The sequence below is a fragment of the Bhargavaea sp. GQ12 genome (genome assembly GCF_059758705.1).
This window is the reverse complement of record NZ_JCAXEU010000003.1, coordinates 47595-72013: the sequence shown is the minus strand read 5'-3', so window position 1 is coordinate 72013 and position 24419 is coordinate 47595. Positions and strand designations below refer to the sequence as shown.

General features: G+C 53.7%; 26 protein-coding genes. 22 read left to right on the top strand and 4 right to left on the bottom strand.

Annotation, left to right across the window (positions count from 1 at the left end; translation table 11 throughout):
• Positions 1–17 precede the first annotated feature (17 nt).
• The 9 genes from AC6CHQ_RS03790 to recO all read left to right on the top strand — a co-directional run bounded on the left by AC6CHQ_RS03790 (position 18) and on the right by recO (position 7668).
• Complete coding sequence (locus AC6CHQ_RS03790; RefSeq protein ID WP_092051246.1) at positions 18–266, top strand: hypothetical protein; 249 nt, start codon at positions 18–20, stop codon at positions 264–266.
• Positions 253–1377 carry a sporulation protein YqfD gene (locus AC6CHQ_RS03785; protein WP_498080916.1) on the top strand — a complete coding sequence of 375 codons (1125 nt, stop codon included), beginning with the start codon at positions 253–255 and terminating at the stop codon, positions 1375–1377. The genes AC6CHQ_RS03790 and AC6CHQ_RS03785 overlap by 14 nt, the downstream gene beginning before the upstream one ends.
• A gap of 4 nt (positions 1378–1381) precedes the next feature.
• Positions 1382–2344: a PhoH family protein gene (locus AC6CHQ_RS03780; protein ID WP_407640870.1), complete on the top strand. Its 963-nt coding sequence runs from the start codon at positions 1382–1384 to the stop codon at positions 2342–2344.
• Between the two features lie 132 nt (positions 2345–2476).
• Positions 2477–4600, top strand: coding sequence for an HD family phosphohydrolase (locus tag AC6CHQ_RS03775; protein WP_092051243.1), 2124 nt, complete (start codon positions 2477–2479; stop codon positions 4598–4600).
• A gap of 18 nt (positions 4601–4618) precedes the next feature.
• Entirely contained in the window at positions 4619–5107 is a 489-nt protein-coding gene (gene ybeY / locus AC6CHQ_RS03770; RefSeq protein ID WP_092051241.1) for an rRNA maturation RNase YbeY, read from the top strand.
• Entirely contained in the window at positions 5094–5459 is a 366-nt protein-coding gene (locus AC6CHQ_RS03765; protein WP_092051239.1) for a diacylglycerol kinase family protein, read from the top strand. The genes ybeY and AC6CHQ_RS03765 overlap by 14 nt, the downstream gene beginning before the upstream one ends.
• A gap of 13 nt (positions 5460–5472) precedes the next feature.
• The gene (locus tag AC6CHQ_RS03760) at positions 5473–5877 is read left to right on the top strand and encodes a cytidine deaminase (RefSeq protein ID WP_092051237.1); all 405 of its coding nucleotides are present in this window, start codon (positions 5473–5475) and stop codon (positions 5875–5877) included.
• Positions 5867–6781, top strand: coding sequence for a GTPase Era (era, locus tag AC6CHQ_RS03755; protein ID WP_177168302.1), 915 nt, complete (start codon positions 5867–5869; stop codon positions 6779–6781). The genes AC6CHQ_RS03760 and era overlap by 11 nt, the downstream gene beginning before the upstream one ends.
• Before the next feature lie 56 nt (positions 6782–6837).
• On the top strand, positions 6838–7668 hold the full coding sequence (recO, locus tag AC6CHQ_RS03750; RefSeq protein ID WP_251240514.1) for a DNA repair protein RecO: 831 nt from the start codon (positions 6838–6840) through the stop codon (positions 7666–7668).
• A 77-nt stretch (positions 7669–7745) separates the two neighbouring features.
• Here the strand turns inward: recO and AC6CHQ_RS03745 are convergent, their stop codons facing one another.
• Entirely contained in the window at positions 7746–9125 is a 1380-nt protein-coding gene (locus tag AC6CHQ_RS03745) for a glycine--tRNA ligase (protein ID WP_092051233.1), read from the bottom strand.
• A gap of 317 nt (positions 9126–9442) precedes the next feature.
• On the opposite strand from AC6CHQ_RS03745, the gene ccpN reads away from it, so the two are divergent.
• From ccpN to AC6CHQ_RS03705, 8 genes are all read left to right on the top strand, one after another.
• Positions 9443–10081, top strand: a complete 639-nt coding sequence (gene ccpN / locus AC6CHQ_RS03740) for a transcriptional regulator CcpN (RefSeq protein ID WP_177168301.1) — start codon at positions 9443–9445, stop codon at positions 10079–10081.
• 10 nt (positions 10082–10091) lie between these two features.
• The gene (locus AC6CHQ_RS03735; RefSeq protein WP_092051231.1) at positions 10092–10907 is read left to right on the top strand and encodes a pyruvate, water dikinase regulatory protein; all 816 of its coding nucleotides are present in this window, start codon (positions 10092–10094) and stop codon (positions 10905–10907) included.
• Between the two features lie 252 nt (positions 10908–11159).
• Positions 11160–12983 carry a DNA primase gene (gene dnaG, locus AC6CHQ_RS03730; protein ID WP_092051229.1) on the top strand — a complete coding sequence of 608 codons (1824 nt, stop codon included), beginning with the start codon at positions 11160–11162 and terminating at the stop codon, positions 12981–12983.
• A gap of 30 nt (positions 12984–13013) precedes the next feature.
• On the top strand, positions 13014–14126 hold the full coding sequence (gene rpoD, locus AC6CHQ_RS03725; protein ID WP_092051227.1) for an RNA polymerase sigma factor RpoD: 1113 nt from the start codon (positions 13014–13016) through the stop codon (positions 14124–14126).
• Positions 14127–14327: 201 nt separating this feature from the next.
• Positions 14328–15467, top strand: a complete 1140-nt coding sequence (locus AC6CHQ_RS03720) for an acyl-CoA dehydrogenase family protein (protein ID WP_092051225.1) — start codon at positions 14328–14330, stop codon at positions 15465–15467.
• A gap of 153 nt (positions 15468–15620) precedes the next feature.
• Positions 15621–16025 carry a c-type cytochrome gene (locus AC6CHQ_RS03715; protein WP_092051223.1) on the top strand — a complete coding sequence of 135 codons (405 nt, stop codon included), beginning with the start codon at positions 15621–15623 and terminating at the stop codon, positions 16023–16025.
• Between the two features lie 95 nt (positions 16026–16120).
• Entirely contained in the window at positions 16121–16837 is a 717-nt protein-coding gene (locus AC6CHQ_RS03710) for a tRNA (adenine(22)-N(1))-methyltransferase (RefSeq protein ID WP_251240693.1), read from the top strand.
• Positions 16815–17933, top strand: coding sequence for a Nif3-like dinuclear metal center hexameric protein (locus tag AC6CHQ_RS03705; RefSeq protein ID WP_251240692.1), 1119 nt, complete (start codon positions 16815–16817; stop codon positions 17931–17933). Before AC6CHQ_RS03710 ends, AC6CHQ_RS03705 begins: the two co-directional genes overlap by 23 nt.
• Positions 17934–18069: 136 nt before the next feature.
• Here AC6CHQ_RS03705 and AC6CHQ_RS03700 read toward each other — a convergent pair whose 3' ends face one another.
• Together AC6CHQ_RS03700 and vrrA are read right to left on the bottom strand one after the other, a co-directional pair.
• Positions 18070–19044: a 4-hydroxy-3-methylbut-2-enyl diphosphate reductase gene (locus tag AC6CHQ_RS03700; RefSeq protein ID WP_498080915.1), complete on the bottom strand. Its 975-nt coding sequence runs from the start codon at positions 19042–19044 to the stop codon at positions 18070–18072.
• A 62-nt stretch (positions 19045–19106) separates the two neighbouring features.
• Positions 19107–19589, bottom strand: a complete 483-nt coding sequence (gene vrrA / locus AC6CHQ_RS03695) for a VrrA/YqfQ family protein (protein WP_251240690.1) — start codon at positions 19587–19589, stop codon at positions 19107–19109.
• A gap of 154 nt (positions 19590–19743) precedes the next feature.
• Between vrrA and AC6CHQ_RS03690 the strand changes: the two genes are divergently transcribed.
• Positions 19744–21051 carry a DEAD/DEAH box helicase gene (locus AC6CHQ_RS03690; RefSeq protein ID WP_498080914.1) on the top strand — a complete coding sequence of 436 codons (1308 nt, stop codon included), beginning with the start codon at positions 19744–19746 and terminating at the stop codon, positions 21049–21051.
• Between the two features lies 1 nt (position 21052).
• Positions 21053–21940: a deoxyribonuclease IV gene (locus AC6CHQ_RS03685; RefSeq protein ID WP_092051212.1), complete on the top strand. Its 888-nt coding sequence runs from the start codon at positions 21053–21055 to the stop codon at positions 21938–21940.
• A gap of 70 nt (positions 21941–22010) precedes the next feature.
• Here the strand turns inward: AC6CHQ_RS03685 and AC6CHQ_RS03680 are convergent, their stop codons facing one another.
• Positions 22011–22247 (bottom strand): hypothetical protein, encoded by a 237-nt coding sequence (locus tag AC6CHQ_RS03680; protein WP_092051210.1) that lies wholly within the window; start codon positions 22245–22247, stop codon positions 22011–22013.
• Between the two features lie 99 nt (positions 22248–22346).
• On the opposite strand from AC6CHQ_RS03680, the gene AC6CHQ_RS03675 reads away from it, so the two are divergent.
• From AC6CHQ_RS03675 to AC6CHQ_RS03665, 3 genes are read left to right on the top strand one after another with little or no spacing between them, the layout of a single operon-like run.
• Positions 22347–23117 carry a metal ABC transporter ATP-binding protein gene (locus AC6CHQ_RS03675; RefSeq protein ID WP_498080913.1) on the top strand — a complete coding sequence of 257 codons (771 nt, stop codon included), beginning with the start codon at positions 22347–22349 and terminating at the stop codon, positions 23115–23117.
• Positions 23114–23989, top strand: a complete 876-nt coding sequence (locus AC6CHQ_RS03670; protein ID WP_498080912.1) for a metal ABC transporter permease — start codon at positions 23114–23116, stop codon at positions 23987–23989. The genes AC6CHQ_RS03675 and AC6CHQ_RS03670 overlap by 4 nt, the downstream gene beginning before the upstream one ends.
• Positions 23979–24398 (top strand): Fur family transcriptional regulator, encoded by a 420-nt coding sequence (locus AC6CHQ_RS03665; protein WP_498080911.1) that lies wholly within the window; start codon positions 23979–23981, stop codon positions 24396–24398. The genes AC6CHQ_RS03670 and AC6CHQ_RS03665 overlap by 11 nt, the downstream gene beginning before the upstream one ends.
• The last annotated feature ends 21 nt before the right edge of the window (positions 24399–24419 follow it).

The window sequence follows — 24419 nt, the reverse complement described above, 5'->3', positions numbered from 1 at the left end:
CCAAGGGGGGTTTTTGTATGCGCAGATTTTTTAGGATGGTCCCATTTCTGGAAATCGAGGACCACCGGACACTGCGGCTCAACGGAAAATTCACGATCGGGAAAATCGGCGATCGTGCGATCAGCCTTCGCCTGGCTCCATATGCGCTGACATTGGAGGGAGAAGCGGTGGCTGTGGAGGAGGTCGGAGACGAGGCGGCCCTGATCACATTCGACCGGCTGGATCGCCTCACGCTGATCCGGACGAGGGACCATGCGGACGGCTGAGCGGCTGCGCGGGAAGGAAACTGTACGAGTGACAGTGTCGGGCAGCAGTGCGGAGGCGTTTTTCTCTGCCTGCGCCGCTTCCGGCATCCGCATTCGGGATGCTGAAGCTGAGGGGGACCGCCTGCAGTTTTCTGTTTTCCGCAAGGACATGCCCGCCATCAGGAGACTCAGGCTCAAATACCGGGTCCGTCTCAGGTTAAGTGCAGGCCGTACAGGCATCATCCTCGATCGTTCCCCATTATCCGTTGCTGCTGTTCTGTTATTCCTGCTGGTGCCCCTTGCCTGCTCCGGCCTGATCTGGTCTGTCGGGGTCGAGGGCGGCAAACCGGAGCGCCAGGAGCGCATCAGTGACTACTTGGAGAAAAGCGGCATCCGGCCTTTTATCCCGATTGGCTCTGTTCCGGACGAGGCCCGGATCAGGAATGATCTGATGGTCGCTGACCCGGGCCTTAGCTGGGTGCGTGTGAGCCGGGAAGGGGGCCGGCTGACCGTGCATCCGATTGAGGCGCCGGAAACCGGGGAAAAAGGGGAGGGAGACCTCCAACCTGCTCATCTGGCGGCATCCAAACGAGCGGTGATCACCCGTTTCGAGCTCACCAAGGGCGTCAGGAACGTACTCCCCAATACCACGGTAGAAAAAGGGGACATCGTCGCATCCGGCATTATTACGCAGAGAGAGGACAGCCACGTAACCGGTGCGGAAGGCAAGGTGTACGGGGATTATTATGTGGAGACCCGTTTCGAGATGCCGGCCGTGATCAGGTATTCGGCACCCGGTGAAACGGCGTACCAGCTAGCTATTGGAGGGAAATCAGCAAATGCTGATGTCTGGCGCGAAATCCCGATGCCCTCTTTTATCCGCCCGTTCCTGACACTGTCGGAAAGCCGCAGCGGGATGGCGAGGGAAATCCGGCTGACCGAAGAAAACGGAGAGCCGATCATCCTGTCGGTGCTAAAGGAAAAAATGCTGTCCACACTGGATCCCGACGCAACGGTAAAGGATGAAAAAGTTTTGCGAGTGCATTATGATAATGATAAAGTAAAGGGGACCATATTATTTCTCATTAATGAAAATATTGCCGTAAGAAAACACATTTCCCAAGGAGATTGATCGATTGGAAGAAAATACGGTACAACTGCATGTGGAAGATCCGAATGAAGCGGTGATGCTGCTCGGCATCTCCGACCAGAACATGAAACTGATTGAAGAAGAACTCGGTGTGCGGGTGCTTACGCGCGGCGGGGTCATCGTGATCCAGGGGGAAGAGGAGCAGCGTGGAACTGCTCAGGAGCTCCTCAGGCAGCTTTTGCGCGTGATCCGCAAGGGCATCAATATTAATCTGCGCGACGTCTCCACGGCACTGGAAATGGCTAAGAACGGGACGATCGAATACTTCGCGGAGCTTTATGACGAAGAAATCGCCAGAAACTCGAAAGGCAAGGCCATCCGTGCCAAGACGATCGGCCAGCGCGAATACGTCCACGCAATCCGCGCGGATGACATGGTGTTCGGTATCGGCCCGGCCGGTACCGGCAAAACCTACCTCGCCGTCGTCATGGCCGTACAGGCACTGAAGAACGGACAGGTCAAACGCATCATCCTGACGCGGCCCGCCGTGGAAGCGGGGGAAAACCTCGGTTTTCTGCCGGGCGATCTGAAAGAAAAAGTCGACCCGTACCTGAGGCCGCTGTATGATTCGCTTCATGATGTGCTTGGAGCGGAACAGACCGAACGCCTGATTGAGCGGGGCACTATTGAAATTGCACCGCTTGCCTATATGCGAGGGCGCACATTGGATGATGCGTTTGTTATTCTTGATGAGGCGCAGAACACGACAAAGGCACAGATGAAAATGTTCATGACCCGCCTCGGCTTCGGCTCGAAGATGGTGATTACAGGTGACCAGACGCAAATCGACCTGCCGCGCGGGACGGAATCCGGGCTGATTGTCGCTCAGCGTATCCTGAAAGATGTCCAGGGGATCCGCTTCCTGCACTTTGAGCAGGCCGATGTCGTCCGCCACCCGCTGGTTGCCCGGATCATTGAAGCATACGAAGCAAGCAGTCACCGGGAGTGACCAAAACGGTTCTCCGGCCGAGACCTCCTGCCTCAGCTGGAGTCCGGCCGGTTTTTTTATCTTTCCGGCCGGGATGATTTCCGTCAAGGAGAGGGAAAGGGCGTTTCTGCAGGCCGCTAGGGGGAAGCTGATATGTTCAAGGGTTGGCAATCGCTTATTGAAAGGATTTCTTTTTCTGTTTTCTCTATTATCCTTCTCGGACTTTCCTCACTTCTGGCTTTTGGACTCATGCTTGGAAGTGTGAAGGACGAGACATACGATATCCAGATGTTCCATCTCGCCAATGAGACGATACGGGCGACCAAGACGGTGGAAGATCCCGTCAAGACGGAACAGGAAAGGCAGCGTGCCGCTTCAGAGGTCACGCCTGTTTATGATTTTGACGAAGAGGCAGCCCAAAACAGTGCAGCGGTTGTGCGCTCTGTTTTCGACTATGCGCTGGATGCCAAAGAAGAAGCCGCAAAAGACAATGATAATGAAAAAGAATCCCCTCCTGACACTGCCGGCCAGATTGCGGATCTCCGAAAGAAGCTGGAGGGCCTTGAAGAATCTGGGGGCGGCTTCCGTCTTTCCGACGAACTTCTCGGAATGCTGATTCGTTCGGGCAATGATGATCTTGTGAAAGTCCGTGATTCCGTCAGTGAGATTGTGTCGGAGATCATGGAGCAGCCGATCCGGGATACGGCTCTTGCCGATTCAAGGAATGAGACGGAAGGGCGGATCCGCTCTTTGGCCATCCCGGCGGGGCTCATGCCGGCAGCCGTGGAAATTGGCCGCTCCAGCATTACGGTAAATGAAAGGTTGGACGAACAGCAGACAGAAGCGCGCATCGAGCATGCCAAGACGGAAGTTGAACCGACCCGGATCCTTCAGGGGCAGGTGATCGTCCAGGAAGGGCAGATTATTGACAGGGAAGTCCACCGTCAGCTGGAGCTGGCCGGCCTTCTGAACGAGAACACTTCACTGCGCCCCGTACTGGCAATCGGACTCTTCACCCTGCTGATCTTCTGGTTTATTTACCGGCATTTCAGGCAGCTCGAACAGCCCGTGCACGTGAAAAAGAAATGGCTTGCCATTACACTCGTTATTTATTTCCTTACTATATTGGCCATGAAGCTGCTTGCAGCGACAGAGATTGATTTTAATATGGCACTTGCCTATGTTTATCCGACAGCGCTTGTTCCGTTTCTACTGCGGCTTCTGACGGATGGGAGGATGGCGATTCTCCTGACCGTACTTACTGCCGCAACTGGCGGCATTCTGCTGCAGGAAGGATATTCGCCTGTTGCCAATATGGAGATTGTCCTGTACATCCTGTTTGGCGGCTTTGCCGGGCACTATCTGATCCAGGGAGACGGGCGCAGATCGTCGATCCTGGCGGCAAGCTTTGGTGTTTCGGCCGCCAATGCCGTTTTCATCACATTTTATCTCCTGATGACCCAGTCGCATTTCGGCTTGCAGGAGTGGTCATTCTTCATGATTGCCGCACTTGGTTCCGGTCTGTTGTCCGGCGCGCTCACCATAGGCCTGATGCCCTTTTTCGAATCCGTGTTCGGAATCCTGTCCGACCTGAAGCTTGTCGAACTTTCCAATCCGAATCATCCGCTTCTGAAAAGAATTCTGACGGAAACGCCGGGTACATATCACCACAGTGTCATGGTCGCCAACCTGTCCGATGCGGCCTGCGAGGCAATCGGTGCAAACGGGCTGCTTGCCCGGGTCGGGAGCTATTACCATGATATCGGAAAGACACGGAGGCCGGCCTTTTTCATCGAGAACCAGATGGCGGGCACCAACCCGCATGATACATTGCCTCCAGAAAAGAGCCGGGACATTATCATTGCCCATGCAGCGGACGGAGCGGAGATTCTGAAAAAGAATGGCATGCCCAGCGAGCTTGTGGATATCGCACGGCAGCACCATGGTACGACGCTCCTCAAATATTTCCATGTAAAAGCAGGAGAATCAGGAAAGAATGTCGATGAAGCCGCCTACAGATACCCGGGGCCCAAGCCACAGACCAAGGAAATCGCAGTCATTTCGATCGCTGACAGCTGTGAGGCTGCAGTCCGTTCGATGAAGGAGCCGACGCCCGAGAAGATCGAGCAGTTGGTCCAATCCATCATCAAGGACAAAATGAATGATGGGCAATTTTCTGAATGCGATCTCAGTTTCAGGGAATTGAAGATTGTGGCGGACGTGATCTGCACGACGCTCAACGGAGTATTCCATAACCGGATCGAATATCCAAAATGACCGACTGGAGGACTGGAAATGACACTGACGATCGATTTGATGGATGAAACCGGTACAGTTAGGGAAAAGGATCAGCAACTGGTCGTCCGCCTGCTGGAACATGCCGGAAAAATGGAAGATGTCGGGGAGGCGGAACTATCCGTCACTTTTATGGACGATGAATCGATCAGGTCGGTCAACCGGGATTACCGGGAAAAAGACCGGGCAACAGACGTAATCTCGTTCGCACTTGAAGAAACGGTCGAGGGGGAAGTAGCGGTCAACCAGCCTGAAGGAATGCCGCGGTTGCTAGGCGATATTCTGATCTCCACCGAGACGGCGGACCGGCAAGCTGAAGAATATGGCCATAGCCGGGAAAGGGAAATCGGTTTTCTGGCTCTTCACGGCTTTCTTCATCTCCTCGGTTACGACCATATGAACGAAGCGGACGAACGAAGAATGTTCGGCCGTCAGGATGAAATATTGGAATCGTTCGGACTCGGGCGTGACACGGATGGACGTCCGTAAGCTTTTCCGTTCGTTCCGGTATGCATGGAATGGAATTGCTCATGTGGCAGCCGCCGAACAGAACTTCAGGATCCATATCATGGCGGCCTTGTCAGTTAGCGGAGCGGGCTGGATTACCGGTCTATCGACGGCCGAATGGATTGTTCTGATCATCCTGTTTGGCGGCATGCTAGCCCTGGAGCTGATGAACACAGCCATCGAACGGGTGGTGGACCTGGTATCCTCCGAACACCACCCGCTGGCGGGACAGGCGAAAGATGCTGCAGCCGGGGCGGTCCTGATTTTTGCCGCGGCGAGCATTCTCATCGGCTGCATGATTTTCATTCCCAAATGGATAAATCTCTTATTTTGAAGGTGGTTAATTTATGGATAAACAACAACTGATGGAGCGGGCCAAAAATGCCCGTGAACTCGCATACGTGCCTTACTCGAAATTTCAGGTGGGTGCAGCGCTCCTAACCCGGGATGGTGAAGTGTTCGGCGGATGCAACATCGAGAATTCCGGTTACAGCATGACCAATTGCGCGGAGCGCACGGCTTTCTTCAAGGCAATCTCTGAAGGGCACCGTGAGTTCAAGGCTCTTGCGGTTGTGGCAGATACCCCTGGACCGGTATCACCATGTGGTGCCTGCCGCCAGGTCATCTCGGAGTTCTGCGAAGGTGACATGCCCGTATATTTGACGAACCTGCAAGGGGATGTCGCGGAAACAACGGTCAGGGAACTCCTCCCTGGCGCGTTTAAGGCGGAGGATATGGAAAATGCTGAATAACCGTGAAGGATACAAATCAGGATTCATTTCGATCATCGGGCGTCCAAATGTAGGGAAGTCGACTTTCCTCAACCGTGTGGTCGGCCAGAAAATCGCGATCATGAGCGACAAGCCCCAGACCACAAGAAATAAGGTCCAGGGTGTTGTCACGACGGAAGACAGCCAGATGGTGTTTATCGACACGCCAGGCATCCACAAACCGAAGCACAAGCTGGGCGACTTCATGATGAAGGTGGCCAAAAACACGCTCAAGGAAGTGGACTTGGTCCTCTTCATGGCGAATGCCGATGAATCCCTCGGCAAGGGAGACGAGTTCATCATGGACATGCTGAGGGACAGCGGAACTCCGGTCGTCCTCGTCCTGAACAAAATCGATCTCATCCACCCCGACGAACTGATCGGTGTCATCGATACCTATCGTGGCCTGATGGACTTCGACGAAATTGTTCCCATCTCCGCCCTCCAGGGCAACAATGTGGAACGTCTCATGGAAGTCATCAAGGAGTATCTGCCTGAAGGTCCTCAATATTATCCGGCAGATCAGGTGACCGACCATCCCGAGCGGTTCATTATTTCTGAGCTGATCCGGGAAAAGGTGCTTCATCTTACCCGTGAAGAAATACCGCATTCGGTTGCTGTCGTGATTGAGCGGATCGCCAAACGCGAAGGCCAGGATACGGTGGATGTCAGTGCGACAATCATCGTCGAACGTGACTCCCAGAAAGGCATAGTGATCGGCAAGCGGGGTGCTCTCCTGAAAGAGGTCGGCACAAGGGCGCGGCAGGATATCGAAATGCTGCTAGGCAGCAAGGTTTACCTTGAGCTTTGGGTGAAGGTCCAAAAAGACTGGAGAAACCGCTCCAACCAGCTTAGGGAGTATGGTTTCCGGGACGATGAATACTGACGGGGCGCGGGCCGGGTGCCCGCGCTTTTCTGCATATCCGGGAAGGAGGCACACGCATGCTGAACAAGTGGGAAGGAATTGTCCTGCGCACCGGACCGTATGGGGAGACAAATAAAGTCGTAACGTTCCTGACGAGAGAAGCCGGAAAGGTGACCGCGATGGCGCAGGGAGCCAAGAAACCTGCCAGCAGGCTGGCGGCGGTGACACAGCCATTCACACACGGGATTTTCATGGTCTATAAAGGGAAAGGCATGGGAACTTTGCAGTCTGGGGATGCGCTCCGGACGATGCGCCATTTGCATCACGACATTATGGCAACCGCCTATGCAAGCTATATTGCAGAGCTTATGGACCGTCTCATTGAGGACAACCAGCCGTCATCCGGCCAATTCGAGCTACTCAGACAGGCATTCCATGCGATAGATGAGGAGTATGACCCTGAGGCGATTACGTTGTTTGTGGAATGGAAAATGCTTCCGGTGGCAGGAATTCATCCGGTTCTTCATCAGTGTGCAAGCTGCGGTGCTACTGAAGGTGAGTTTGCGTTTTCCTTCCAGGAGATCGGCTTCCTATGCCATCGCTGTTTCCATGTCGATCCATATCTGATCCGCCTGTCACCGTCTCACCTCCGCTTGATCAGGACATTTTATAATGTGCCGATCGAGCAGGTTGGCAAGCTGACGCTAAAGCCCGCGACGAAAAAGTTCATGAGGAAAATTGTCCGGACGATCTACGATGAACAAGTGGGTGTCCGCCTGAAATCCGCCTCTTTCCTTGATCAGCTGGACCGCATGCCTTCCTTTGGCAGGCAGGAGCAGGCAGCGGACGGTACGGAAGACAAAAAGGAACCGGACGACGAGTGTAGCGCACCTGAAAACCTGCCGTGAACAGTTTTCAGGGAAATGAGTCATCCTCACACATGAAAAGGCAGTCCGCCGGAGCGGACTGCCTTTTGGTTTGAATATCAGAATTCAAGCCGTTTTTCGATAAACGCGTGTACTTCGCTGATTGGCATGCGGACCTGTTCCATCGTGTCGCGGTCGCGGACAGTAACTTGGCCGTCTTCCTTGGAGTCAAAGTCGTAGGTGATGCAAAACGGAGTGCCGATTTCGTCCTGCCTGCGGTAGCGTTTCCCGATCGACTGCGATTCGTCATAATCCACAGGGAAGGATTTGCGCAGTTCCGCCCAAACGTCCTGAGCCTCTTCAGAAAGTTTCTTGGAAAGCGGAAGGACCGCTGCCTTGAAAGGTGCCAGTGCCGGATGGAAGCGGAGGACCGTGCGCTGGTCGTCATCCCCGATTTTCTCTTCATCATACGCATCGCAAAGGAATGCAAGTGTGACCCGGTCCGCCCCGAGGGAAGGTTCGATGCAATAAGGGACAAATTTCTCGCCGGATTCCGGATCGGTGTACGTGAAGTCTTCACCGGAATGCTCCATGTGACGCTTCAGATCGAAATCGGTGCGGTCTGCGATTCCCCAAAGTTCGCCCCAGCCGAACGGGAATTTATATTCAATATCGACGGTCGCATTCGAATAGTGGGAGAGTTCTTCTTTGTCATGTTCACGAAGACGGACGTTTTCATCCGTCATGTTAAGCTGATCAAGCCAGTTTTTGCAGAAGTCGCGCCAGTAGGCGTACCACTCAAGGTCTTCACCCGGCTTGCAGAAAAACTCCAGCTCCATCTGTTCAAATTCCCGTGTGCGGAAAGTGAAGTTGCCCGGCGTGATTTCATTCCGGAAGCTTTTGCCGACCTGGGCAATTCCAAACGGCAGTTTTTTGCGCATGGAACGCTGGACATTCTTGAAGTTGACGAAAATTCCCTGTGCTGTTTCCGGCCGGAGGTAGATGTCGTTGGACGAAGAATCTGTCACGCCCTGCGAAGTCTTGAACATCAGGTTGAACTGGCGGATATCGGTGAAGTCCTGTGCTCCGCAGTCCGGGCAGGTGATGTTGTGCTCAGAAATGAGTTCCTGCATCTTTTCAAATGGCATGCCGTCAACCACCATCTCGTTGCCTTCTGCCTCAAGTTTGTTTTCAATCAGTTTGTCCGCACGATGGCGGGCTTTACAGCTTTTACAGTCGATCATCGGGTCGTTGAAGTTGCCGACATGGCCCGATGCCTGCCAGACCTTGGGGTTCATAAGGATTGCAGCGTCGAGGCCAACGTTGTACGGGGACTCCTGGATGAACTTCTTCCACCATGCTTTCTTGATGTTGTTTTTCAGTTCTACGCCGAGTGGGCCGTAGTCCCATGTGTTGGCGAGGCCGCCGTAAATGTCGGATCCCGGGAAGACAAATCCCCGGTGCTTGGCCAGTGTGACGATCGTTTCCATTGTTGTCATTTCAGTTCCTCCTCGAATAATTGAATTCAAAAAGCACCCGTCCCCGGACACAAGGTCCGGGGACGGGTGCTTGATGACCCGCGGTTCCACCCCGATTGGCCGGTAGACCGGCCCTCTTTCAGAGAGATCGGCTCGGGGATGCCGCTTCATATCCTTGCAGGCTTTCACCGTCCCTGCTCGCTGTTGTCGGATACTACTTGATTGTCCCGTCAGTGCCGTATGGAGTTTGACAACATTGTAGCACGGGTTCAATCGTTTCGCAATCGGACGGGGATTCAGATATAATGAACTAGGCTATTACCCATCAAGTACAGGATGTGAGTCGTATGGAACTCAATAAGCGTCAGGATGAGATTCTGGAGATCGTGAAGGCCGACGGGCCGATCACGGGCGAACAGATCGCGGAACGGCTCAGCCTGACCCGCGCCACGATACGGCCCGACCTAGCCATCCTGACGATGGCAGGTTTTCTGGATGCCCGGCCGCGTGTCGGCTATTTCTATTCGGGCAAGAAAAAGGATCAGCACCTGACCGAGAACATGATGAATATGAAGGTACGTGACTTCCAGTCGATTCCGGTCGTCGTAAAGGAATCATTGTCCGTCTATGATGCGATCACGCAGATGTTCCTCGAGGACGTCGGTACCCTGATCGTTGTGGATGACCAATCCAGGCTGACCGGAATCCTGTCCAGGAAAGACTTGCTCAGAACTGCAATCGGCGGAACCGACCTGGAAAAGATCCCCGTCCATATGATTATGACGAGGATGCCGAATATCGCTTATTGCAGGAAGAACGAGGCCCTTGTCCATGTCGCCAAGGTGCTGATCGAGCGGCAGATCGATGCGCTCCCGGTCGTCGAGGAAACGGAAGAGGGCCTTTCGGTCATCGGTCGCATCACGAAGACAAACATCACATCGGCGTTTTTGTCGCTGGCGGAAAATCACGATTTGTGAGAGGTGCCCTATGAATCAACTGAAAATGTATATTGTATCCGATTCAATCGGTGAAACCGGCGACCTGGTGGCGAAGGCGGCCATCAGCCAGTTCCGGGAAGACTTCGAATCAACTGCGGTCAAACGGATTCCACATGTGGAATCAACCGACCAGCTTCATGAAATCACAGAGCTTGCCGCCGAACAGAATGCCATCATCCTTTATACTTTGGTGAAGGATGAGATGAGGACATTTCTTAAGAAGGAATGCGAGCGCAGGAATATCCCGTCGATCGACCTGCTCGGCCCGATCATCGAAGTGATTGGAAGCACGCTCAACGAGAAGGCATCGGAAGAGCCGGGACGCGTCAGGATGCTGGATGAGGACTATTTCCAGAAAATCGAAGCGATCGAGTTTGCGGTGAAGTACGATGACGGGCGTGATCCGCGTGGTTTGTTGCTGGCCGATATTGTTCTGATCGGAGTCTCGCGGACGTCCAAGACCCCTCTGTCCCAGTATCTTGCCCACAAGCGATACAAAGTGGCAAACGTGCCGCTCGTGCCCGAGGTGGAGCCGCCGGAGGAATTGTTCCAGATTGATCCGGAAAAGTGTTTCGGTCTTGTCATTTCGCCTGAAAAGCTGAATTCCATCCGAAAAGAGCGTCTTAAGGCACTTGGCTTAAAAGACGATGCGAACTATGCAAAAATCGAAAGGATTCAATCCGAAATCGATCATTTTTATTCGGTGGCGGACAGAATCGGCTGCAGAGTCATCGATGTGACCGATCGTGCAGTGGAAGAAACTGCGAATATAATCCTGAATATCAAGCAAAACCGCGAACGATAAACGGCAGAACCGCCTTTTTGAAAGGCAGGTTCTTTTTTTGCGGCAGCCGGTACAGAATGTTAAGGAAGAATTTAAAGAAAAGCCTATCTGAAGGTGGAAAAGTTCATTGAGGCGTATTATAATTGGATATTGTGAATAAAATGCGCGTAGTGGGCGATTTTCTTCTCTCCTGCGCACTTTTTTGTCGAACGATGAAGGATTCCGAAATTGAATCTCGAATTCGAGAGTACGGCCGAAAGTGTGGTGTGACGGATGAAGCGGATTCCGGAGGAGAAGATTGAAACGATCCGTTCCCAGACAGATATCGTCGGGCTGATCGGTGAATATGTACAGCTGACGAAAAGGGGAAGGAACTGGTTCGGACTCTGTCCGTTCCATGATGAAAATTCCCCGTCTTTCTCGGTGTCCGAAGACAAGCAGATGTTTCATTGTTTCGGGTGCGGGGCAGGCGGGAACGCCATCACGTTCGTTATGGACGTCGAAAACCTGTCATTCGTTGAAGCGGTGGCGAAACTTGGTGCGCGTTCTGGTGTGGAAGTGGAAGTCGGAGACATGGCGGGCAGTGAAAAGCAGTTGCCTTCGGGCCATCGCCGGCTTTTGGAAGCCCATCGGTACGCGGAAGAGTTTTACAGGCATTTGCTGTTGAACACCGTGGAAGGGGAGGAAGCGCTCAATTATCTGTACGGCCGGGGCTTTACGCGGGATACCATTGAGAAGTTCGGAATCGGCTGGTCACTCGGCAACCGGGAATCTCTTGTCACTTTGCTGAAACGAAAAGGGTTCAGTGATGAAGAACTTTCAGAGTCGGGGCTGGCTATTATCCCCGATAATGGCAGCGGCGCTTTTGACCGGTTCAGGAACAGGGTCATGTTTCCGCTCCATGACACGAATGGGAAAACTGTCGGGTTTTCCGGAAGGGTGATCCAAAAGGCCGGTAATGAACCGAAATACCTCAACAGCCCCGAGACGCCTATCTTCAACAAAAGCGAAATTCTCTATAATTACCACAATGCACGTCTCGCGGCCCGTAAATCGGGTAATGTAATATTGTTCGAAGGTTTCATGGATGTCATTTCGGCAGATGAGGCCGGTATTCAGTCCGGCGTCGCCCTGATGGGTACCGCCATGTCGGACAAGCATTTGTCGCTATTGGGCCGTGTGACGAACGAGGTCATTATCTGTACGGATGGTGACAATGCGGGCTGGGAAGCTGCCAGGCGATTTAGCCGGATGTTCCCGACGAACCGCCTTGATGCCAAGGTGGCCATCGTTCCGGAAGGGCTGGACCCGGACGATTACCTTAAAAAGTACGGGGGCGAGGCGTTCAGGGACCGTATTATCGGCCAACCGCACACACTTCTTTCGTTCGCGATGATGTATGCAAAAAGGGAAAAGAACCTTAAGAACGAAAATGACCTTCTTCAGTATATCCACGAGGTCTTGAAGGAACTGGCAGGCAAGACGACTCCTGTTGAGCGTGACATTTACCTGAAGCAACTGTCCGAAGAGACAGGTGTTTCCGTGGATGCACTCACATCCCAATTCAGGAAGTCGGAAGCCCGGCATACCCGAAAAGAACGGCATGCGCCGTCCGAGGAGATTGGAAGGCCTGCCGAATCTGCCAGGCCCCAGGGGAAGCCCAGAAAATCCCCGGTGGCCAGAGCAGAGCGGATTATGCTGTACCATATGCTCCGAGACGGTACGCTTTTTGCCCGGTTCAGGGACTCAGACGAAGGCAGCCCGTTCTTTCATGATGAATATACGGCGATTTTCGTCAGACTTGCAGGATTTTATGAGGAATATGGCGAACCCGATGTACATCGGTTCTGTGAAACCCTCGATGATCCGGAACTGAGGAAAATCGTCATGGAAACGGCGATCGCGGGATCTTCCGGAGAACACGCGGAAGAAGAGATCCGGGACAGCATCCGCCATATCAGAAAATACAGGATCGAGATGTCGATCAGCGACAAGCTGCAGCAATCGAGGGAAGCGGAAAAGATGAGTGATCTCAGCCGCGCCCTACAATTATCCAGTGAAATCATAGCATTGAGAAAGTCCTTGTCGGCATTGTAACAGTGCCGGCTTTGCAGGAGGAGGAGTAAAATGGCAGACCTTTCAGGCCAGTCTAATGAGCACGAACACGAAATGACAATTGAAGAATTGAAAGCACAGTTGCTTGAGCAGGGCAAAAAGGCGGGCGAGCTGTCTTTTGACTATGTAACGGAAAAACTATCCGCTTTCGATATGGAGCCGGATCATTTCGAGGAATTCCTTGATCAGATCGAAGAACAGGGCATTGAACTCGACCGTAAAGGTAAGGGCCAAAAGGGCGAAGAGGGTGAGGAAGAAGAATTTGACCTCAATGATCTGAGCGTGCCGCCCGGAGTCAAAATCAATGACCCTGTCAGAATGTATCTGAAAGAGATCGGCCGGGTTGACCTCCTTTCTGCGGAAGAGGAAATCTCACTTGCCAAACGAATCGAAGATGGGAACGAAGAAGCTAAAAAACGCCTGGCGGAAGCCAACCTGCGGCTTGTCGTCTCAATTGCCAAACGGTATGTCGGGCGCGGCATGCTTTTCCTGGACCTGATCCAGGAAGGGAATATGGGCCTCATCAAAGCGGTAGAGAAGTTTGACTACCGCAAAGGATTTAAATTCAGTACGTATGCGACATGGTGGATCCGGCAGGCAATCACACGCGCTATCGCGGACCAGGCCAGGACTATCCGAATTCCGGTCCATATGGTCGAGACGATCAACAAGCTGATCCGTGTCCAGAGACAGCTGCTCCAGGACCTTGGGCGTGAACCGACGCCAGAGGAAATCGGGGAAGAGATGGACCTTCCTGCAGAGAAAGTCAGGGAAATCCTGAAGATTGCCCAAGAGCCTGTTTCCCTGGAAACTCCGATCGGAGAAGAGGACGACTCACATCTTGGCGATTTCATCGAAGACTCCGAGGCTCAGTCCCCATCGGACCACGCAGCATACGAGCTTCTCAAGGAACAGCTTGAGGATGTGCTTGATACCCTGACAGACCGTGAGGAGAATGTTCTTCGTCTCCGCTTCGGCCTTGATGACGGAAGAACCCGTACGCTCGAAGAAGTGGGCAAGGTATTCGGCGTCACTCGCGAACGGATCCGCCAGATCGAGGCGAAGGCGCTCCGCAAGCTGCGCCATCCGTCGCGCTCAAAGCGGCTTAAAGATTTTCTGGAATAAAATTCAGCCGTCCGCATTGGCGGGCATCTGAAATACGTGGACGAGCCGTCACCCGATTGTGGGGTGACGGCTCGTTTTGTTTGAACATGGTTGGTTGACATTGACGAAATTGCTTTCCGCAGCAGCTTTATTGGAGTTGTTAAGCGAGCGCTCGTTCAGTTATACTATCTATGAAAGCGTATTCACAAAGGGGGATGCAAAATGAACTTTGACCTGACTGATGAGCAGCAGATGATTCGAAAAACCATTCGGGAATTTGCAGACGAGGTCGTGGCTCCGGGGGCGATTGAGCGGGACAGGACAAAAGAATTTCCGAAGGACATATTCCGGCAGCTTGGGGAAATGGGGATGATGGGCCTTCCGTTCGACGAGAAATACGGGGGAGCGGGGGCAGATACGGTCAGCTTTGCCATTGTGACGGAAGAGTTGAGCCGTGCTTGTGCTTCTACAGGAATCACGTATTCGGCTCATATTTCACTGGGAGGAGCGCCTCTGAACTTATTCGGTACAGAAGAGCAGAAGGAAAAGTATCTGGTGCCGATCTGTACAGGGGAGTCACTGGGAGCCTTTGGCCTCACAGAGCCGAATGCCGGTTCCGATGCGGGCGGAACGCAGACGGCCGCGAAATCGGAAGGGGACGATTTCGTCATCAGCGGCAACAAGGTGTTCATTACGAATGCAAGCCATGCCAAACATCTCGCGCTCACCGCCATTACCGGTTCGGCCGACGGCAAAAAAGAGATTTCCGCCATTATCGTCCCGACGGATGCGGAAGGATTCAAGGTGATCGATAATTATGAAAAGATGGGGCTGAATGCCTCCAATACGACAGAGCTTGTACTTGAAAATGTCCGAGTTCCGCAGGAAAACCTGCTTGGGAAGCGCGGCAACGGCTTCCGCCAGTTCCTCGTGACGCTTGATGGAGGACGGATCGGAATCGGAGCGATGGCAGTAGGTATCGCGCAGGCTGCGTTTGACCGTTCACTTCAATATGCGAAGGAGCGCAAGCAGTTCGGGCGTGCCATTGCAGACTTCCAGGTGAACCAGTTTAAGCTTGCCGATATGGCAATGAAGATTGAACTGGCCAGGACGATGGTCTATAAGGCCGCCTGGCTAAAAGATCAGGGCCGTCCGTTCTCAAAAGAAGCGGCGATGTGCAAGCTCTACGCATCCGAAATCGCCATGGAAGTCGCGGACGAGGCCATCCAGCTGCATGGCGGTTATGGATACATGAAAGAATATGAAGTCGAGCGCTATATGCGCGACGCGAAACTGCTGGAAATCGGCGAAGGGACATCAGAGGTCCAGCATATGGTCATTGCACGCCATATTGGGGTGTAAGACCCGAAGCCGCGCGGACTTTTGCCGAATTTGTCACAAAGTCGCAAAACTTCCCGGCTAATGCTTTCAGTTTTCGGGGGAATGAAGTACAATATGTATTGTTCACTGTATATAAATTGTACAGCTATCTCACGGAAAAGGGGGTTTTAGTCGATGAACAGAAATCCTGTCGTACCTTATATCCTGATTATGGCACTCGGAATCGGCCTTATTTTCTTCATGTCTCTTTACGGGCTGGATAACAAGGAAGAAATTGCAGCTGACCAGGAGCAATCCGAGGATAGCGGCGGCGATACCGCTACTGGCGAGGCCGGTGGTGAAGGCGGAGACGAAGCTTCTTCCGGTGACTTTGATCCAGAGGCACTGGCACAAGGTAAATGTGTTTCCTGCCACGGCCAGAACTATGAAGGTTCTGTCGGTCCAAGCCTTGTAGGCCTGGATTCAAGTGCAGATGAAGTCAAAGACGTTCTGAAGAACGGTAAAGGCGCAATGCCTGGCGGTCTCGTCCCGGACGAGAACCTCGACGCGATGGCTGAATGGGTCCTCTCGCTTCAATAATGAACTTGCTTTAGGAGCCCTTGTCCGGAAATCCGGATAAGGGCTTTAACATTTTCAGGATTGTTGTTTACAATTGACAGAGGAGGTGTCAGAAGGTGAATGTGAACAAACTGTCTATGCGGCTGCAAGCAGTCGCTTCATATATCGGCCGGGATGCGGTGCTGGCGGACATCGGCAGTGACCATGCCTATCTGCCGGCCCACCTGGCGCTTGACGGGCGGATCCGCAAGGGCATAGCCGGAGAAGTGGCAAGAGGCCCCTATGAGTCCGCAATGGCCACGATCCGTGAGGCGGGACTGGACGGCAAGGTGGAAGCGCGCCTGGCAGACGGTCTCGCTGCAATCCGCGAGGAAGACGGCGTCGACACGGTCGCCATCGCGGGAATGGGCGGCCCGCTGATCGCCTCGATCCTCGAAGACGGCAAGGACCGTCTGAAGAATGTCAGCCGCCTCGTTCTCCAGCCGAATATCCACGCGTTGGCGATCCGGTCCTGGGCGGCGAAAAACGGCTGGCATATTGTCGAGGAGGAAATTCTCGAGGAAGACAGGAAAATCTATGAAATCCTCGTGCTTGAGCGGGGCAGTGCGTCCTATGATGACCTGGAGTTGCGTTTCGGGCCAATATTGTCCGAGCGACAGCCTGAGACGTTCAGGAAGAAGTGGGAGCATGAAGCCGCTTCACTCCAAAAAATACTGGATCGTATAAAAGAAGCATCCCCTTCATCAGAAAGGGATGCAAAGGAAGAGGAACTCAGGCGCTCACTCGGACAAATTTTGGAGGTGCTCGAAAATGGGGAAGACAACCGTCAATGACATCATCCGGCTGATGGAGGAATGGGCTCCTAAAAAAATGGCCTATGACTGGGACCCGATCGGCCTCCAGATCGGCCGGCCGGACGCTTTTGCAGAAAAAGTGCTCATCACGCTCGATGTGACAGAGGACGTGATCCTGGAAGCGGCCGATGCAGGTGCAGGACTTGTGATCGCCCACCACCCGGTGCTGTTCAGGCCGATGAAATCAGTGCGCACGGATACCCCTCAGGGCAGAATCGTCGAGTTGTGCCTGCGTCACGGCATCTCCGTCTATGCAGCTCATACAAATCTTGATGTGGCCCCGGGCGGAGTGAACGACATGCTTGCGGAGAGGCTTGGCCTTTCCGATATCTCCGTCCTTGAAGAGACCTACAGGGAACCGCTTTTTAAACTGTCCGTCTTCACGCCTCATGACAGTGTGGAAAAAGTTCGCAAGGCACTGGGGGATGCCGGAGCAGGTGCTATCGGGGACTATACCCACTGCAGCTATGAACTGGAGGGTACCGGCCGCTTCACACCGGCAGCCGGTGCAGACCCGTATATCGGCAGTGTCGGCAAGGAAGAAGAAGTTGCTGAAACGAAAATTGAAGTGGTGCTGACCGGTTCGATCCGAGGCCGTGTTGAACAGGCGATGATCGAGGCGCATCCTTACGAGGAGCCCGCTTATGACTTTTTCATCCTGGATCAACGAATGGAAGAGTATGGTATCGGACGGGTCGGAAGCTTGCCTGAAACAATGAACCTTGATGCGTTTGCCGAATATACGAAAAAACAAATGGCCGTTCCCGCGCTGCGCGTGGTGGACGGAGGTGGTCGTGACATCCGGACAGTGGCCGTCCTTGGGGGATCGGGCGGCAAGTATGTAGATGCGGCTCTCCAGAAAAAAGCCGACGTGCTGGTGACGGGGGACATCGATTTCCATACTGCCCAGGACGCAGCAAACCTCGGTTTATCCATTGTCGATCCCGGACACCACATTGAAAGGATTATGGTCGGCGGAGTCAGGGAACGACTGGAAACGGACGCGGAAAAAGCCGGCATCAAATGCGGCTTTATCGAATCGGCGATTATCACGGAACCTTTCAGGTTTATGTAAAAGCATATGCATTCAGGAGAGGTAATCCTGATTTTTGAAGAAAAAGAAAACTGCAGACAAAGGAGCAAATCGCTCACTTTGTCTGCAGTATGTAGCGGGACTGTTCTTTTTGGAGGCAGTCCCGCTTTTTGTTCCCTCAGACCGGGTATGGATCGATCCGCTTGACCGGCTTCGGAGTCTTGATGCGCGGAAGGATCTTTTCAAGCTTCACTTTGGAAGTGGTGTCATGCGTAGCAGGGTCCTTCGGATCGTACTGGTCAAAGAAGTTGATGACTTCCTTGACGATCGGAGTCGGAGTGGATGCACCGGCAGTGACGGCGACAGTCTCCACGCCTTCGAGCCAGGACAGGTCGATGCCGGAGACATCTTCAACCCGGTAAGACGGCGTTCCGGCGATCTCGATGGAGACCTGGGTCAGACGGTTGGAGTTGTTGCTCATCGGATCTCCGACGACGATCAGCAGATCGGCGTCTCCTGCCTGTTCGGCAACTGCTTCCTGGCGCACTTGTGTTGCCATGCAGATTTCGCGGTGCACTTCCAGGTTCGGATAGCGCTCCTGCAGGCGTTCCATGATCTCGGCGACATCCCACTGGCTCATCGTCGTCTGGTTGGTGACAAGCAGTTTGTCGGCGGAGATATCCAGGGCATTGGCATCCGCCAGCGTCTGGATCAGATGGACCTTGTCCGGAGCGACGCCGATGGCGCCTTCCGGTTCCGGATGGCCTTTTTTGCCGATGTAGATGATGTCATAGCCTTCTGCGGTTTTTTCCTCTATCAGATCGTGCGTGGTCGTCACATCCGGGCAAGTCGCATCGATAGCGACAAGGCCTTTGCGGCGGGCAATCTCCCGGACTTCCGGAGAGACGCCATGTGCGGTGAAGATGACCGTTCCGTTTTCGACTTGCTCCAGGATCTCTCTGCGGTTCGGCCCATCAAGCGTGATGATGCCATCTTGTTCGAATGCATCGGTCACATGTTTGTTGTGAACGATCATTCCCAGTATATAGATCGGCCTCGGAAGCGACTTGTCCATGGCGGCGTTCTGGGCGATAACCATCGCGTCCACGACTCCATAGCAGTAGCCCCTCGGCGAAATCTTGATTACATTCATGGATTTCACTCCTTCAGGTCACTGCCCCTATTATAGCCGAGCGTGGCCGCGGATTCAAAGATTCAAAAAGGCGGCTGGAAAATGCGGGGAACGGAATTCCCGTCGGGCCTCGGTGCGACGGCATCCGCACGACTTTGCGGCGCGCTTCCGGCTGCCTGGCTGCCGCCTCCGCCTGCCGACGGTGTTCCGGAGAAGCCCCGATAAATCTGGAAAAGCGCGGGGATGTTTTGCATCATCGGGCTTAGCTGGCTGATCAGAGGAGACAGTTGCTGGGCGGTGGACAGGAATTTATCGGCGGTTCTCATGTAGTTCTCAAGCCGTGAGCCACCCTGGCCTCCGGCTGTGCCCGGCATACCGAATCCTCCCGGGCCGGGGCCTCTGCCGCCACCGAAACCTCTTCCTCCACCCCCTCCGGGACCAAAGCCGGGATTCATTCCGAAGCCGGCTGGAGGGCCGCTGAACATGCCGCTTTGCGGAGGCTGGCCGAACGGCATCCGGGTAGCGCCTCCGCCGCCTGAAAACGGGTAAAATGACTGATATCGCATCCGGCGGACTCCTTTCTATAAAATACGCTCTCCTTTAATCATATGCGGATCCCCCCGCAATGCCACCGATTCCCCGCAATCGGGCCGCTCCGCAAGATACGGGAGAATCCGGCCCGCCTGTGTTAAAATGAAGGTCAGTTGAGGAGGAAAACGAATGCCGAAATTCACAGATATGAAACTCCAGCCTTTTGTTCAAGAGGCCATCCGGAAAATAGGGTTTGAAACACCGACCCCGGTGCAGGAAGCGGTCATTCCGCTGATGCTTGCCGGAAAAAGCGTCATCGGACAGGCCCACACAGGGACCGGAAAGACACACAGTTTCCTGATCCCGATTGTTGAACGTGCGGATACAGAAGCCGAAACGGTCCAGGCTGTCATTGCTGCGCCTACCAGGGAACTGGCGGAGCAGATCCATTCGGAACTGCAAAAAATGACAGAAGGGACGGACATCCGCTCCGGACTCTTTATCGGTGGCACGGACAAGCAGCGCTCCATCGACAAGCTGAAGACCCAGCCGCACATTGCGGTCGGGACACCCGGAAGGCTGCGTGATCTCGTCCAGCAGGATGCGCTGCTGGCCCATACGGCTAAAATTCTGGTCATCGACGAAGCCGATCTCGCTTTTGATATGGGCTACATCGAGGATATCGATCAGGTGGCTTCCCGTATGCCTAAAGAACTTGAGATGTACGTCTTCTCCGCGACCATACCGGAAAAGCTGAAACCATTCCTGAATAAATATATGGAATCGCCCGAGCATGTCAAAGTCGGCGAGCGCCGCCCGGTGGCAGAGGGGATCGAGTTCCCGCTTGTCCCAGTGAGGAGCATGGACCGCAAAAAGAAATTGCTTCATGTCATGGAGGGGCTCAATCCCTATCTGGCGATCATCTTCACCAACACACGAAAAGAGGCAGAAGAGGTCGGTGAGTACCTGTCGGCCCAGGGAATCAAGACTGGCCGTATCCATGGTGATCTCACACCTCGTGAGCGCCGGAAGATGATGAACCGGGTCCGCGAACTGGAATTCGAATATATCGTCGCGACCGACCTTGCTTCACGTGGAATTGATATTCCGGGTGTCAGCCATGTCATCAACTACAACCTTCCGGAAGATCTTGAATTCTTTGTACACCGCTCCGGCAGAACTGCAAGGGCCGGTCTCCAGGGAACCGTTATCACGTTATATGAACCGTCCGATGAAGACGCGCTCATACGGATCGAGAAAATGGGCGTGCCGTTTGTTCACCGTGATGTGAAAAAAGGTGAATGGTCCGAATTGAAGGAGCGCCATTCCCGTTCCACGCGCCAGAAGACCGACCGTGAACTGGATGAAAAGATCCGACGTCAGGTCCGCAGGCCGACCAAAGTAAAGCCTGGATACAAGAAGAAGATAGAAAAGCAAGTGGCCGATATCCGGCGCAAGGAGAAGCGCAAGGAATCCCGGCAGGGGAGGAGAAAGTAAAATGCTGATCGGATCACATGTGTCCATGAGCGGCAAAAAAATGCTGCTCGGGGCAAGCGAAGAAGCTGCTTCATACGGGGCGTCGACGTTCATGGTCTATACCGGTGCACCACAAAATACTAGGCGCAAACCGATTGAAGAACTGAATATCGCTGCCGGCCGCCTTCATATGGAGGAAAACGGACTTTCCAATATTGTGGTCCACGCCCCGTATATCATCAATATCGGAAATTCGGTCAAGCCGGAGACGTTCGAACTCGGCGTGAATTTTCTGCAGAGTGAGATCGATCGGACGGCAGCGATCGGCGCGAACCAGATTGTCCTGCACCCGGGAGCCCACGTAGGCGAGGGGACGGACAAGGGGATTGCGAAAATCATCCAGGGTCTGAACGAAGCCCTTCAGGCGGAAGCGCCAGTCCGGATCGCTCTTGAGACAATGGCGGGCAAGGGATCGGAGTGCGGCTGCTCATTTGATGAGCTTGCAAGGATCATTGACGGCGTTGAACGGAACGACCGGCTTACGGTCTGCTTCGACACTTGTCATGTGCATGACTCAGGGTACGACATCGTCAATGACCTGGATGGCGTACTCACCGAATTCGATAAAGTGATCGGACTCGACCGGATTTCCGTAATCCATGTCAACGACAGCAAAAATGAGCGCGGCGCCAGAAAGGACAGGCATGAGAATATCGGTTTCGGCCATATCGGATTTGACGCCCTTTCCCGGATCGTCCATCTCGGGGAATTCGCCGAACTACCAAAGATACTGGAAACCCCTTGGGTCGGACCGGACAAAGCAAGCCGAAAAGCACCTTACCGTGACGAGATCGCCATGCTGCGCGAGAAATCGTTCAGCCGTGAACCGATCGAAGCCCTCATGGTTTAAGCCCAAACATCAGCAGGCTGCGGAAGCGTCTCACTTGAGATGCTTCCGCAGCCTGTTTAATTGTCCCGGTTCACCAATGCTCATCGAGGATCTGACGGGTCCGTTCTTTTCCGATGACCGACTCCACTTTGCGGATCAGCGTTTCCGGAACACCGGTCCACAAAAAGCTGACTGAGACTTCATCCAGCAGCGGGCGCAGCTTCCTGATTTCACTTGTCGTAAGCATGACCCCGTATTGTCCGGCCAGTTCCCGCAGCTCACCGTCCGACATCCGTTTCAGGTCCCCAATCAACCCATTTAGATTCATCCTGGTCCTCCATTCTAAAATCATTTACAACAACGGGGAACTGTACTATACTTCTTTAAGTAAATCGTAGTCATTCCGAATTGGAAAAGAGGAAGCAACATGACAGAACCATTGATAGAGCTTGAAGATGTGTCCTACCGGTACGGTGGAACATCAGCGCTCGAACATATCTTCCTCACCGTTGAAAAAGGGGAATTCTGGGCGGTCATCGGACCGAACGGATCGGGAAAATCCACATTGATCAAACTCATACTCGGTCTGATCACACCGCTGTCAGGCCGGATCCGGCTGTTTGGACAGGAGGCAGCCAATTTCCGGGAGAAGGAGAGGATCGGTTATGTCTCGCAGAAATCCAATGCGTTTAACCGGGCCTTCCCGGCAACGGTGAGAGAAGTCGTCCGGAGCGGCCTGGTCAAAAAGACAGGACTGTTCAGGCGCTATCCGGCAGATGCCGATGAAAAAGTGGACGAGGCGCTTGCGGCGGTGGGCATGGAAGAGTTTGCAGACCGCGGGATCGGCGACCTTTCGGGCGGCCAGCAGCAGCGTGTGTTCATTGCACGTGCGCTCATCAGCAACCCTGAACTCCTCGTCCTTGATGAGCCGACGGTCGGCATCGACCGCAAGCATATGCAGTCGTTTTATAATATGCTGGGCCGGCTAAACCGTGAGAAAGGGATTGCAATCGTTCTCGTCACCCATGATGTGGACACGGTTTCCCAGCTGGTGTCCCATGTCGCCTGTGTTAACCGTTCAATCCACTTCCATGGACCGCATGAAGAATACAGCCGTCAGGAAAACCAGATCAGGAACGAATGGTATGGTCATGCAGTCCGCCGTGTTCATCATGACAGGAAGGCGGCAGATGCATGATTTCAGCTATTTTCGATTATGAATTTCTTCAGAACGCTTTTGCTTCAGGCCTGATCATCGGTCTCATTGCACCTGCGCTCGGCCTGTTCATCGTGGTAAGGAGGCTGGCGCTGATCGCTGATGCACTCAGCCATGTTGCGCTTGCCGGGATTGCGGGCAGTCTCTTCCTGAGCCAGAATGTGGCCGCGCTTGCAGCGCTGAACCCGCTTTACCTGGGCATCGGCTCTTCGGTTACCGGATCACTGCTGATCGGCCGGCTAAGGGAAATGTATAAAAGTTATGAGGAGCTTGCCATCCCGATCATCATGTCCGGCGGGATTGCAATCGGCGCCATTTTCATCTCTCTTGCACAGGGTTTCAGCACCGACCTGGTCGGCTATCTTTTCGGTTCGGTTTCAGCCGTGAGCCGTGAGGATCTATATACCATTGTTATTGTTGCCCTCATCACTGCCTTGTTCATCTTACTGACCTATAAGGAACTGTTCACGATGTCATTCGACCCGGAATATTCGAGGGCCCAGGGAATTTCGTCAAAGGCTCTGAATATCGGGTTTATGGTTGTGACGGCCCTTGTCGTCGCCGGGTCGATGAGGATTGTCGGAATTCTTCTTGTCTCGTCGCTCATGACCATTCCGGTCGCTGCGGCAATGCAGATCTCCGGAGGCTTCCGTCAGGCAATGTTTTATTCGGCATTGTTTGGAGAGTTGTCGGTGATCGGAGGTCTTTTTTCGGCATTCTACCTGAACCTCGCACCGGGCGGGACGATTGTCGTCATCTCAATCCTTATTTTGCTTGCCGTGCTTGCAGGGAAAAAGTTCACCGCATCACGGATGGCTTCAAAGAAAGAGGAGGTGGGGAACAGTGAATTTTGAACTGGCCATAGAACGGCTAAAATCCGAAGGGTTCAAGCGTACGCCGAGCCGCGAGGCGATTCTTCGGCTGCTTGAGCTCGAGGACCGGTATCTGTCTGCGGGTGATGTGAAAAAGGCGCTTGCTGCCGACCATCCGACCATGAGCCAGGATACGGTGTACCGCAACCTGACATCATTCTCCGAACTTAAGATTCTCGAGGAAACAGATCTGGGAGGAGAGCGAAAGTTCCGCATGCACTGCGACCGGCATGGACACCACCATCATTTCATCTGCATGGATTGCGGAAGAACCGAGGAACTAGATGTGTGTCCGATGGAACAGGTCTCCCGCGCCCTTCCGGCGTTCGTCATTGATGATCATAAATTTGAAGTATACGGACAATGCCCGGACTGCAGAAGCGCAAGCTAAAAAGGCCGCAGCTGCCATTAA

What these genes read in the sequence shown, in the direction of transcription:
- AC6CHQ_RS03790 (WP_092051246.1), top strand. Translation starts at nt 18, where the DNA reads ATGCGCAGATTTTTTAGGATGGTCCCATTTCTGGAAATCGAGGACCAC.
- AC6CHQ_RS03785 (WP_498080916.1), top strand. Translation starts at nt 253, where the DNA reads ATGCGGACGGCTGAGCGGCTGCGCGGGAAGGAAACTGTACGAGTGACA.
- AC6CHQ_RS03775 (WP_092051243.1), top strand. Translation starts at nt 2,477, where the DNA reads ATGTTCAAGGGTTGGCAATCGCTTATTGAAAGGATTTCTTTTTCTGTT.
- ybeY (WP_092051241.1), top strand. Translation starts at nt 4,619, where the DNA reads ATGACACTGACGATCGATTTGATGGATGAAACCGGTACAGTTAGGGAA.
- AC6CHQ_RS03765 (WP_092051239.1), top strand. Translation starts at nt 5,094, where the DNA reads ATGGACGTCCGTAAGCTTTTCCGTTCGTTCCGGTATGCATGGAATGGA.
- AC6CHQ_RS03760 (WP_092051237.1), top strand. Translation starts at nt 5,473, where the DNA reads ATGGATAAACAACAACTGATGGAGCGGGCCAAAAATGCCCGTGAACTC.
- era (WP_177168302.1), top strand. Translation starts at nt 5,867, where the DNA reads ATGCTGAATAACCGTGAAGGATACAAATCAGGATTCATTTCGATCATC.
- recO (WP_251240514.1), top strand. Translation starts at nt 6,838, where the DNA reads ATGCTGAACAAGTGGGAAGGAATTGTCCTGCGCACCGGACCGTATGGG.
- AC6CHQ_RS03745 (WP_092051233.1), bottom strand. Translation starts at nt 9,125, where the DNA reads ATGACAACAATGGAAACGATCGTCACACTGGCCAAGCACCGGGGATTT.
- AC6CHQ_RS03735 (WP_092051231.1), top strand. Translation starts at nt 10,092, where the DNA reads ATGAATCAACTGAAAATGTATATTGTATCCGATTCAATCGGTGAAACC.
- dnaG (WP_092051229.1), top strand. Translation starts at nt 11,160, where the DNA reads ATGAAGCGGATTCCGGAGGAGAAGATTGAAACGATCCGTTCCCAGACA.
- rpoD (WP_092051227.1), top strand. Translation starts at nt 13,014, where the DNA reads ATGGCAGACCTTTCAGGCCAGTCTAATGAGCACGAACACGAAATGACA.
- AC6CHQ_RS03720 (WP_092051225.1), top strand. Translation starts at nt 14,328, where the DNA reads ATGAACTTTGACCTGACTGATGAGCAGCAGATGATTCGAAAAACCATT.
- AC6CHQ_RS03715 (WP_092051223.1), top strand. Translation starts at nt 15,621, where the DNA reads ATGAACAGAAATCCTGTCGTACCTTATATCCTGATTATGGCACTCGGA.
- AC6CHQ_RS03705 (WP_251240692.1), top strand. Translation starts at nt 16,815, where the DNA reads ATGGGGAAGACAACCGTCAATGACATCATCCGGCTGATGGAGGAATGG.
- AC6CHQ_RS03700 (WP_498080915.1), bottom strand. Translation starts at nt 19,044, where the DNA reads ATGAATGTAATCAAGATTTCGCCGAGGGGCTACTGCTATGGAGTCGTG.
- vrrA (WP_251240690.1), bottom strand. Translation starts at nt 19,589, where the DNA reads ATGCGATATCAGTCATTTTACCCGTTTTCAGGCGGCGGAGGCGCTACC.
- AC6CHQ_RS03690 (WP_498080914.1), top strand. Translation starts at nt 19,744, where the DNA reads ATGCCGAAATTCACAGATATGAAACTCCAGCCTTTTGTTCAAGAGGCC.
- AC6CHQ_RS03685 (WP_092051212.1), top strand. Translation starts at nt 21,053, where the DNA reads ATGCTGATCGGATCACATGTGTCCATGAGCGGCAAAAAAATGCTGCTC.
- AC6CHQ_RS03680 (WP_092051210.1), bottom strand. Translation starts at nt 22,247, where the DNA reads ATGAATCTAAATGGGTTGATTGGGGACCTGAAACGGATGTCGGACGGT.
- AC6CHQ_RS03675 (WP_498080913.1), top strand. Translation starts at nt 22,347, where the DNA reads ATGACAGAACCATTGATAGAGCTTGAAGATGTGTCCTACCGGTACGGT.
- AC6CHQ_RS03670 (WP_498080912.1), top strand. Translation starts at nt 23,114, where the DNA reads ATGATTTCAGCTATTTTCGATTATGAATTTCTTCAGAACGCTTTTGCT.